Consider the following 8,918-nt stretch of genomic DNA (forward strand, 5'->3'; position numbering starts at 1 on the left):
ATGGTCTGGTGAGCCGCGCCGTCGAAGGGACCAACCGTCGTCTGCTTCGGGCCCGGGACGCGATGGACCGGGCCTACGCGCAGCCGCTGGACGTCCCGGCCCTGGCCCGGATCGCCCATGTGTCGGAGGCGCACTTCACACGTACCTTCCGGGCCACGTTCGGCGAGACGCCGCACCGCTATCTCCAGCGCCGCCGGGTCGAGCGGGCGATGTTCCTGCTCCGGGAGACGGACCGGAGTGTGACCGATATCTGTTTCCAGGTCGGCTTCGGCAGCCTGGGCACCTTCAGCCGTACGTTCCGCGACATCGTCGGCCAGTCGCCGAGGACGTACCGCAAGGAAGCGGTGCCCATGGACGTACCGACGTGCTTCGCGATGGCCTGGCTGCGGCCGAGCGCCTGACCTGCCCGTACCGGCCGCGACTGAGCAGTTTCGGATAAGTTTTCGGCCGGCTCGCCCCGTAGCGTCATATACATGTTCAACGCCATCACGCACTCGCAGATATACGTTCTCGACCAGGACGAGGCCCTCGACTTCTACGTCGGAAAGCTTGGTCTGGAGGTCAGCGCCGACGTCGATATGGGCTTTATGCGCTGGCTGACCGTCAGCGTCCCCGGTCACCCCGAGCGTCAGATCCTGCTGGAGAAGCCGGGCCCTCCGGCGATGTCCGAGGAGACGGCGCAGCAGGTCCGCGAGCTGGTGACCAAGGGCGCCATGGGCGGCCATCTCATCTTCACCACCGACGACTGCCGCAAGACGTACGAGACGCTGCTGGGCCGGGGGGTCGAGTTCACCGAGGAACCCACCGAGCGCCCGTACGGAATCGACTGCGGTTTCCGTGACCCGTTCGGCAACAGCATCCGCTTCAATCAGCCGAAGGCTTAGCGCAGGGCCGACTCGTCCCGGCCCGGAAGCCGCCGACCGGTGATCCAATCCGCGTACGTAGTGACGGGGCGCCAGTCAGTGCGCCCCGTCACTACGTACCGTTTCCCACGTTGGTCAGTTCTCCCTCACCGCGCGGCCGAGCCGGATGGCCGAGACGAGGAAGAGGATCGCACCGGGAATGGTGTAGCCGATCGCGGTGGTCAGAGCCGGGTTGTCGCCGGACGCGGACACGATGAACGACCCACCGGCGATTACGGAGAGGCCGCCACTGATGATCATCGGCCACTGGCCGCCCATCTCGCGGCGGGTGGCTCCCACGATCAGCTGGATCAGCCCGGCAACGATCGCCCAAGCGCCCCACACGCGCAGCACTGCCGGTATGCCGGACGCCCCGGCGAAGGCCAGGCCGACCGCGGTGAGCAGGCTGATCGCGACGTTCAGGTACAGCAGGGTGGGCGATCCGGTGGCGCGCGACGAGCGGGCGTCGATGACGGCGGCGGCCGCGTCGAACAGTGGGTAGAGCACGAGCAGCGTCACGGCTAGCGGACCGAGGTGCGTGGCGGTCGTGAACATCACGAGCGCCCAGACGATGGCGAACGCGAAGCGGACGAAGTACAGCCGTCGCAGGGCGGACGCCGTCATCGAGATGCCGGGTGCGGTAACGGTGGTCATGATGATCCTTTGGTGATTGCCGAGGAGAACCGCGACCAGTGGGGCGTCGTGGTCGGGAGCCATCAGAGAGAACGAACGTTCTGTCTTGCCCAACATAGCGGCTTGGTGTCGACGTGGCAAGACCGAACGTTCTGTCACTACGATGGGCTCATGGCGCACACCGAGACCGACGCCCGGCCGTCCGAGGCGCGACAACGGCTCCTCGACACGGCGGCCAGGATTTTCTACGGCGAGGGAATCCACTCGGTCGGCGTCGATCGGATCATCACCGAGGCGAAAGTGACCCGGGCCACCTTCTATCGGCACTTCCCCGGCAAGGAGGATCTCGTCCTCGCCTACCTGCACGCGGCCGATCAAGCCATCCGTGGCCGGGTGGAGACGGTCATCGCCGCCGGCCTACCGGCGCCCGACGCCCTCCGGGCCGTTGCCGAGGCGATCGCCCAGAGCATCCAGTCGTCCGGTTTTCGCGGCTGCGCCTTCCTGAACGCCGTGGCCGAGTATCCCGACCCCGAGCACCCGGTGCACCGGGCCGTCCTCACGCATCGGCAGTGGTTCCTCGACACGATCAACACCCTGATGGCGAGCATCGACAAGACCGGTGCCGAGCCCGCCGCGCAGCACTTCGTCATGCTCCGCGATGGCGCCATGGCGGCCGGCTGCCTCTTCGACCCGGTACTGATCTGCGAGACCTTCCTCCGGGGCGTCGAGGGACTCATCCGGACCCACGCCGCACGCCAGCCATCCTGAGCTGCGTTCAGAGCACCTCGACGACGACAGCCGAGCCCGTCGCGACAGTTCCTCGGACGGGAACAACCGCGACGCCGGTCACATCCGGTTCGGGGCGGCGATGCCGAGCAGGTACAGACCCTGCCGGAGCACTCGGGCGGTGAGGTCGCAGAGGGCGAGCCGGCTGTTCCGGACCTCGCGGTCGGCGCGGAGCACCGGGCAGTGCTCGAAGAAGCCGTTGAAGGCCACCGCGACCGCGTGCAGGTGGCCGGCCAGCCGGTGGAACTCCAGGTTCTGCTCCACGATGCCGATGACCGCGCCGAAGTTCAGCAGTTCGAGGGCGAGGGCCCGCTCGGCCGGCTCGGTGACCGAGATCGAATCGCCGGCCGGTGCGCTACCGGTCGGGCCGCCGCTGGCCGGTGTACCGCCCGCGCGGCGGAAGATGGACTGGATCCGGGCGTGCGCGTACTGGAGGTACGGGGCGGTGTTGCCGTTCAGCGCCAGCATCCGGTCCCAGTCGAAGACGTAGTCCCGGCTCCGGTCGTTGGAGAGGTCGGCATACTTGACCGCACCGATCCCGACGGCGCGGGCCACCTCGGCTACCGTCGCCGGATCCAGGTCGGGATTCTTCTGTCGGGCGAGGGCGCCGGCCCGGCCCACCGCCTCGTCGAGCAGGCTGACGAGCTTGACCGAGTCGCCGGCCCGGCTGGCCAGCTTCCGGCCGTCCGGTCCGAGGACCAGGCCGAAACCGATGTGTTCGGCTCGGGCCGGTGGACGCAGCCAGCCGGCCTGCCGGGCGACCGCGTACACCATCTCGAAGTGCTGCCGCTGGGGCAGGCCGACGACGTAGAGCAGCCGGGTGGCACCGAGATCCTGGAGCCGGTACCGGATCGCGGCCAGGTCGGTGGCGGGATAGCCGTACCCGCCGTCGCGCTTGCGGACGATGAGCGGCAGCGGCTCGTCGTCCCGGCCGAGGAAGCCCGCCGGAAAGACGCAGGCGGCGTCGCCGCTGTCGGTGAGCAGGTCGAGCCGGTCGAGTTCGTCGGTGACCGGGCCGAGCAGCTCGTTGTAGTAGCTCTCGCCGACGAAATCCTGCCTCGTCAGCACGACGCCGAGCCGGTCGTAGACGGCCAGGAAGTACGACTCCGATTCGGCCACGAGCAGTCGCCACAGCCGCAGCGTCTCCGGGTCGCCACCCTGGAGGGCGACCACCCGCTGCCGGGCCCGCTGCCGGAACGCCTCGTCTGCGTCGAACTTGACCCGGGCGCCCTTGTAGAACGAGTCCAGGTCCCCGATCGACAACTCGTGGGCCGCCGAGGACTCGCCCAGATCGCGCAGGTGCTCGATCAGCATCCCGAACGGCGTACCCCAGTCGCCCAGGTGATTGGCCCTGATCACCCGGTGCCCGAGCCAGTCCAGCAGCCGTACGGTCGCATCGCCGATGATGGTCGACCGCAGGTGCCCGACGTGCATCTCCTTGGCGACGTTCGGCCCGGAGTAGTCCACCAGCACGGTTTCCGGGCGACCGGCCGGGGCGGCGCCGAGCCGGGCGTCGGCGGCCATCCCGCAGAGCTGCGCGTCGAGGAGGCCGCCGGCCACCGTCAGGTTGACGAACCCGGGGCCGGAGACCTGTACCGCCGAACAGAGGTCGGTCAGCACGGCCCGGTCGAGGACCTCGGCGGCGATCTCCCGGGGTGGCCGACCCAGCCGGTGGGCCAGGGCCAGTGCGCCCTCGGCCTGGAAGTCCGCGTGCCGGGACCGCCGGACCACCGGGTCCACCGGTTCGCCGGCCACGGCCGCGAACGCCTGTGACAACCGCTCGGTCAGCAGATTCTTCAGACTCATGACATACGCCGATCTCGCTCCGACCCGGCCGGGGGCCGGGCACGTTCTCCAGGGGGGAACGGATCGATCGGCAGACGGTCGCGGCGGCGGATCGATCCGCCGGTCGCAACGGGATGGTCAGCGCAGGCGGTCGCGGAGGGCTCGGCGAGGAGCCCCGGATCGCCGTCGGCCGAGGTTGTCGAACGCCTCGGACCGTCCGGACGGCAGCACGACGCGACGTCCGGTGTCGGACTGCGTTGCAGCGGCGGGACTGACCACGGAACGGAGGCTACCGGTTCGGCGGCGTCGGCGGCGGAGAATTACGCCGCCGAGTTCGGCGGCAGTCCCCACTGCGCGACGAAGTCGGCCGGCGAAAGGGTCGCCAACTGGGTTCGTACGTGCGCCAGCAGGTCGTCGGCGTCACCCATCGGGCCGGCGGCCGTACGGAGCAGCACCTCCCCGTCGTCCCGTCGGGTCACGACGATGTCGTCGAGGGAGGGCTTCGGCAGCAGCCCGAAGCTCAACTCGGTCAGCGTGGCGGCGATCAGCAGGCCGCCACGGTGGATCGGACCGGCTCCGCGCCGTCGAAGCTCCGCCGCGAACACGCCGGCGGCTCTGGTCGGATCGGTCACGGTCAGGAGACCTTGTTCTGCAGCGGTACGTCGCGGACGACCGTCCAGGCCAGCGCGAGGCCGATCAGGAAGGACAGCAGTCCGGCACCGATCACCAACCCGAGTGGCTGTGGCGTGTCCGGGCGGAGCACCCGGTCGACGATCGGCAGGTCCAGTTCGGTGCCGATCGCGCTCTGGGTGAGGACGACCAGGCCGACCCCGACCGGAATGGTGAGCAGCCCGCCGGCCTGCCAGCGGTAGAAGCCGGCGCCGATCAGGGTTCCGGCGGCCATCCAGGTCAGTAGTTCGAGCAGATGTTCCAGGAAGAGGAGGTGCAGTTGGGTCGGCTCGGTGAACAGGTGCGGGCGGGTCAGCTTCTGCTCCCAGCCGACCAGGTGGTAGATCCCCCGCTCGGCCAGGTAGCCGAGCGTGATCATGGCGGCCACGGCCGGCGCCATCAGGGTGACGGTGATCGCCGCGTGTACGCCGAACCGGCGGCGGGTCTGCCCGTGCGCGACGTACATCGGCAGGAACGTGGTGATCAGTCCCACCCCGACGAACAGTGCGTACCAGCGGGGCGCCAGGCTGCCCTTCTCCCAGGCGCTCTCGGTGACCTGGCCGAAGATCGCGACGCCCACCACGATCAGCGCGACGATCGTGGCGAGAGCGGCCCAGAGCCCCAGCGCGATGTACAGGTTGGCGGCCAGGAGGCGGCGCGGAAATCTCATCGGGGCCCTCCGGTCAGATGGACGAACAGGTCCTGCATGGCGATCGGTTCCAGTTCGAGCCCGGCCTCGACGGCCTGCCGCCGCTGGTCCTGGTCGAGGTCGCCGTAGACCATCGTCGACTTGGTCGGGCCGAGTTGGCGGGTGCCCAGCACGGTGAACCCGCTGGTGAAGGCGTCGACCCGGTCGGCAGGCCCGGTCACGGCCCGGCCCCGGGACAGCAGCGTCTCGGTCTCCTCGTGCACGACCAGCCGGCCACGGTCGATGATGACGACCTCCTCGAGCAGCGAGCTGATCTCCTCGATCAGGTGCGCCGAGAGGATGATCGTGCGGGGGTGCAGCATGTAGTCGGCGAGTATCGCCTCGTAGAAGGCGTACCGGGACGGCACGTCCATGCCGAGGTACGACTCGTCGAAGATCGTCAGGGGTGCCCGACTCGCCAGCCCGATGACCACTCCCATCGCCGACTGCTGGCCCTTGGACATCTCGCTGACCTTCGCCTTCGGCCTCAGCTCGAACCTGTCCATCAGCGAGCGGGCGTAGTCGCCGTCCCAGTTCGGTCGCAGCCATTCGGCGAAGTAGACGGCGTCCTCGGCCGTGCCGATCTTCACCGTCTCGCCACCGTCCCGGATCATGATGATGTCCCGGGTGACGTCGGCGTTCTCGAACACCGGCTGGCCGTTGACCCGTACGCTGCCGGCGGACTCCCGCCGGAAGGCGGCCAGTACGGACAGCAGGCTCGTCTTGCCGGATCCGCTGCGGCCGAGGAGCCCGTAGATCTTGTCGCCCGCCAGGTTGAAGGTCAGTCCGTCCACCGCGGTGGTGTCGCCGTAGCGCAGCACCAGATTCTCGACGTCGATCCTCATCGCTGTTCGCGCTCCTCGATCCGGCGGACCACGTCCCGAAGCGGAATGCCGATGGCCCTGGCCTCGCTGATCATCGGCTCGACCACCTCGGCGAAGAAGCTCTCCCGGCGTTCGGCCCGGAGGGTGTCCCGGGCGTCCGGGCTGACGAACATGCCGATACCTCGTTTCTTGTAGAGGACGCCCTCGTCGACCAGTTGCTGGAACGCCTTGGCAGCGGTCGCGGGGTTGATCCGGTAGTAGGTGGCGTACTGGGTGGTGGACATGACCTGGTCGTCGCCCTTCAGTGCCCCGCTCAGCACGTCGGCCTTGATCCGGCTGGCGATCTGCCGGTAGATCGGGCTCCGGTCGTCGAACATGTCAACCCGCTTCTCTGGTTCTCTACTCTACCGAAGAACCATAGAAGCAGAACGCGTCCGACGTCAATCCCCGCGCCTGACGATCGAGCGGGAGCGCGGACCGGATCACCCGCCCGTACGGTGGGGCGATGACGAACCGGTTGCGGGTACTGATCTCCGCCGACCTGGAGGGCGTCTCCGGGATCGTGCACGTCGTCGAGACCAACCCCGGGGGCTACGACTACGAACGCGGCCGGGCACTGATGACGGCTGAGGTCAACGCCGCCGTCGCCGGGGTGCTGGAGGCCGAGCCCGACGCCGAGGTCAGCGTCGCGGACGCGCACGGGACGTTCCGGAACCTGCTGCCCGAGGAACTGGACCGGCGGGTCCGACTAATCCGCGGCAAGCCACGCCCGCTCGGCATGATGGCCGGTCTCGAAGCCGGCGTCGACGCGGTGCTGTTCATCGGGTACCACGCCCGGGCCGGCGCCGGGCCGGGCGTACTCGCACACACGATCAGTGACGCCGTGCTCGACGTACGACTGGACGGAGAATCGGTGGGGGAGATCGGGCTCAACGCCGCCCTCGCCGGCCACTTCGGCGTACCGGTCGTGCTGGGCAGCGGTGACGACGCCGCCTGTGCCGAACTGGGAGCACTCGTGCCGGACGCGGTGACGGTCGAGGTCAAGCGGGCGCTCGGCCAGGCCGCCGCCGAGACGCTGCATCCCGAGGAGGCCCGGGACCGGATCCGCCGGTCCGCCGCCGAGGCGATCCGCCGGCGCGACCGGGTGCCGCCGCTGTCGACCAGCGGACCGGTCGAGACCGAGATCGACCTGTACGGCCCGTACACCGTCGACCTCGCCACGCTGGTGCCCGGCGTCTGGCGCGCCCCGGGCGGCCGGACGGTCACCTTCACCGGCCGGGACATCCTCCAGGCGTACCGGCTGATCCAGCTCGTGGTCCAGCTCGGCCAGATCAAACCCGGCTGACGGGGCTCCGTACCGGCGACGGACTTCCGGAGAAAATCTGTAATCCGCAGGCGGCCACCGCGTCTCCTGATCGGAAGCGCCAGGTCGGGCCCGGCAGCGGACACGCCGCCGGGCCGGACCGGGTTCCCGGGGCGGACCGGGAGCGTCAGCAAGCAATGGAAGGAAGGCAGGCATGTCCGGAACCGGCCGGGTCGGACCCGACACCGGGATGGTCGTCGCGGCCCGCGCGGGCGACCCGCGTGCCCTCGACGCGCTGGTGGCCAGCTCGCTGCCGCTCGTCTACAACATTGTCGGGCGGGCGCTGAACGGGCATGCCGACACCGACGACGTGGTCCAGGAGACCCTGCTCAGACTGGTCCGGCACCTGCCCGAGTTGCGCGATCCGGCCGCGTTCCGCTCCTGGCTCGTGGCCATCGCCGTTCGGCAGGTACGGGACCGGCAGCAGCGCCGGGCGAGCGCCCCGGCCACCGGAGGCGTGCCGGGCAGCCCGGACGACGTGGCCGACCCCGGTGCCGACTTCGCCGAGGTGACCATCCTCCGGCTCGGTCTCACCGATCAACGTCGGGAGGTCGCCGAGGCGACGCGGTGGCTCGATCCCGACGACCGGGAGCTGCTCGCCCTGTGGTGGCTGGAGGAGACCGGCGAGCTGAACCGTGCCGACCTCGCCGCCGCGCTCGGACTGCCCGGCGAGCACACGGCCGTCCGGGTACACCGGATGAAGGAACAACTGCACACCGCCCGTACGGTGGTCAGGGCGCTGCGGGCCCGGCCCGGCTGCCCCGACCTGTACGCCGTCGCCGGGGGCTGGACCGGCGAGCCCGGTCCGCTGTGGCGCAAGCGGCTGTCCCGGCACATCCGGGACTGTGCCCGGTGCCTGCGCCAGGACTCCGACCTGCTTCCCGTCGACCGCCTGCTCGCCGGGCTGCCACTGCTGCCCCTCCCGGCGGCGTTCGGCGAGCAGTCGTCCGCCGCCTCTTACTCCGGTGCCGCCCCGTCGGCCGCTTCGCATTCCGGCGCCGCCCCGTCGGCCGCTTCGCACGCGGCGCCGCTGACCGGGTTCGGCAAGGTGCTCGGGGTCGGGGCACGCGGGGTGGCCGGACCCGTCACGGTCGCCGCGGCGGTCGCCGGCCTTGTCGTGGCGGTGCTGGTGGCGGTGCAGTTGACCAAGCCGTCGACACCCGAGGCCACCGCCGCCGAGCCGGGAAGCGCCGCGACCGCTCCGGCTGCCGCCACCCCGACGCCGACGCCGACGGTCGGCGGGGCCACCCCGACGCCGATCCGGGCCA

Annotated in this window: 11 protein-coding genes; 5 read left to right on the plus strand and 6 right to left on the minus strand. The window is 70.1% G+C overall.

Going from position 1 to position 8,918, the window contains the following annotated elements; genetic code table 11:
- Positions 1-8: 8 nt before the first annotated feature.
- Positions 9-401 (plus strand): helix-turn-helix domain-containing protein, encoded by a 393-nt coding sequence (locus I0C86_RS32995; protein WP_196205216.1) that lies wholly within the window; start codon positions 9-11, stop codon positions 399-401.
- Between the two features lie 72 nt (positions 402-473).
- Positions 474-884, plus strand: a complete 411-nt coding sequence (locus tag I0C86_RS33000; protein WP_196205217.1) for a VOC family protein — start codon at positions 474-476, stop codon at positions 882-884.
- A gap of 114 nt (positions 885-998) precedes the next feature.
- On the opposite strand, the gene I0C86_RS33005 is transcribed toward I0C86_RS33000, so the two are convergent.
- Positions 999-1,676 carry a hypothetical protein gene (locus I0C86_RS33005; RefSeq protein ID WP_230395186.1) on the minus strand — a complete coding sequence of 226 codons (678 nt, stop codon included), beginning with the start codon at positions 1,674-1,676 and terminating at the stop codon, positions 999-1,001.
- 30 nt (positions 1,677-1,706) lie between these two features.
- Between I0C86_RS33005 and I0C86_RS33010 the strand changes: the two genes are divergently transcribed.
- A complete protein-coding gene (locus tag I0C86_RS33010) occupies positions 1,707-2,303 on the plus strand; it encodes a TetR/AcrR family transcriptional regulator (RefSeq protein ID WP_196205218.1) in 597 nt (198 codons plus the stop codon).
- Between the two features lie 78 nt (positions 2,304-2,381).
- Here I0C86_RS33010 and argS read toward each other — a convergent pair whose 3' ends face one another.
- The 5 genes from argS to I0C86_RS33035 form a co-directional block, all read right to left on the minus strand.
- Positions 2,382-4,127: an arginine--tRNA ligase gene (argS, locus tag I0C86_RS33015; RefSeq protein ID WP_196205219.1), complete on the minus strand. Its 1,746-nt coding sequence runs from the start codon at positions 4,125-4,127 to the stop codon at positions 2,382-2,384.
- 299 nt (positions 4,128-4,426) lie between these two features.
- Positions 4,427-4,738 (minus strand): hypothetical protein, encoded by a 312-nt coding sequence (locus tag I0C86_RS33020; protein WP_196205220.1) that lies wholly within the window; start codon positions 4,736-4,738, stop codon positions 4,427-4,429.
- Positions 4,739-4,740: 2 nt separating this feature from the next.
- Positions 4,741-5,445 (minus strand): hypothetical protein, encoded by a 705-nt coding sequence (locus I0C86_RS33025; protein ID WP_196205221.1) that lies wholly within the window; start codon positions 5,443-5,445, stop codon positions 4,741-4,743.
- The gene (locus I0C86_RS33030) at positions 5,442-6,308 is read right to left on the minus strand and encodes an ATP-binding cassette domain-containing protein (protein ID WP_196205222.1); all 867 of its coding nucleotides are present in this window, start codon (positions 6,306-6,308) and stop codon (positions 5,442-5,444) included. The genes I0C86_RS33025 and I0C86_RS33030 overlap by 4 nt, the downstream gene beginning before the upstream one ends.
- Entirely contained in the window at positions 6,305-6,664 is a 360-nt protein-coding gene (locus I0C86_RS33035; RefSeq protein ID WP_196205223.1) for a GntR family transcriptional regulator, read from the minus strand. Before I0C86_RS33035 ends, I0C86_RS33030 begins: the two co-directional genes overlap by 4 nt.
- 128 nt (positions 6,665-6,792) lie before the next feature.
- Here I0C86_RS33035 and I0C86_RS33040 point away from each other — a divergent pair, with 128 nt between their 5' ends.
- Together I0C86_RS33040 and I0C86_RS33045 are read left to right on the plus strand one after the other, a co-directional pair.
- A complete protein-coding gene (locus I0C86_RS33040; RefSeq protein ID WP_196205224.1) occupies positions 6,793-7,632 on the plus strand; it encodes a M55 family metallopeptidase in 840 nt (279 codons plus the stop codon).
- A 172-nt stretch (positions 7,633-7,804) separates the two neighbouring features.
- Positions 7,805-8,918, plus strand: a 1,114-nt coding sequence (locus I0C86_RS33045) for an RNA polymerase sigma factor (protein ID WP_196205225.1), incomplete at its 3' end; no start/stop codon positions are given.

Origin of the sequence: Plantactinospora alkalitolerans, assembly GCF_015690345.1 — a bacterium.
In the GTDB taxonomy this organism is placed as follows: domain Bacteria; phylum Actinomycetota; class Actinomycetes; order Mycobacteriales; family Micromonosporaceae; genus Plantactinospora; species Plantactinospora alkalitolerans.

Bases quoted from the DNA above. Each gene is read 5' to 3' on its own strand.
- I0C86_RS33000 (WP_196205217.1), top strand. From the start codon at position 474: ATGTTCAACGCCATCACGCACTCGCAGATATACGTTCTCGACCAGGAC.
- I0C86_RS33010 (WP_196205218.1), top strand. From the start codon at position 1,707: ATGGCGCACACCGAGACCGACGCCCGGCCGTCCGAGGCGCGACAACGG.
- argS (WP_196205219.1), bottom strand. From the start codon at position 4,127: ATGAGTCTGAAGAATCTGCTGACCGAGCGGTTGTCACAGGCGTTCGCG.
- I0C86_RS33025 (WP_196205221.1), bottom strand. From the start codon at position 5,445: ATGAGATTTCCGCGCCGCCTCCTGGCCGCCAACCTGTACATCGCGCTG.
- I0C86_RS33030 (WP_196205222.1), bottom strand. From the start codon at position 6,308: ATGAGGATCGACGTCGAGAATCTGGTGCTGCGCTACGGCGACACCACC.
- I0C86_RS33035 (WP_196205223.1), bottom strand. From the start codon at position 6,664: ATGTTCGACGACCGGAGCCCGATCTACCGGCAGATCGCCAGCCGGATC.
- I0C86_RS33040 (WP_196205224.1), top strand. From the start codon at position 6,793: ATGACGAACCGGTTGCGGGTACTGATCTCCGCCGACCTGGAGGGCGTC.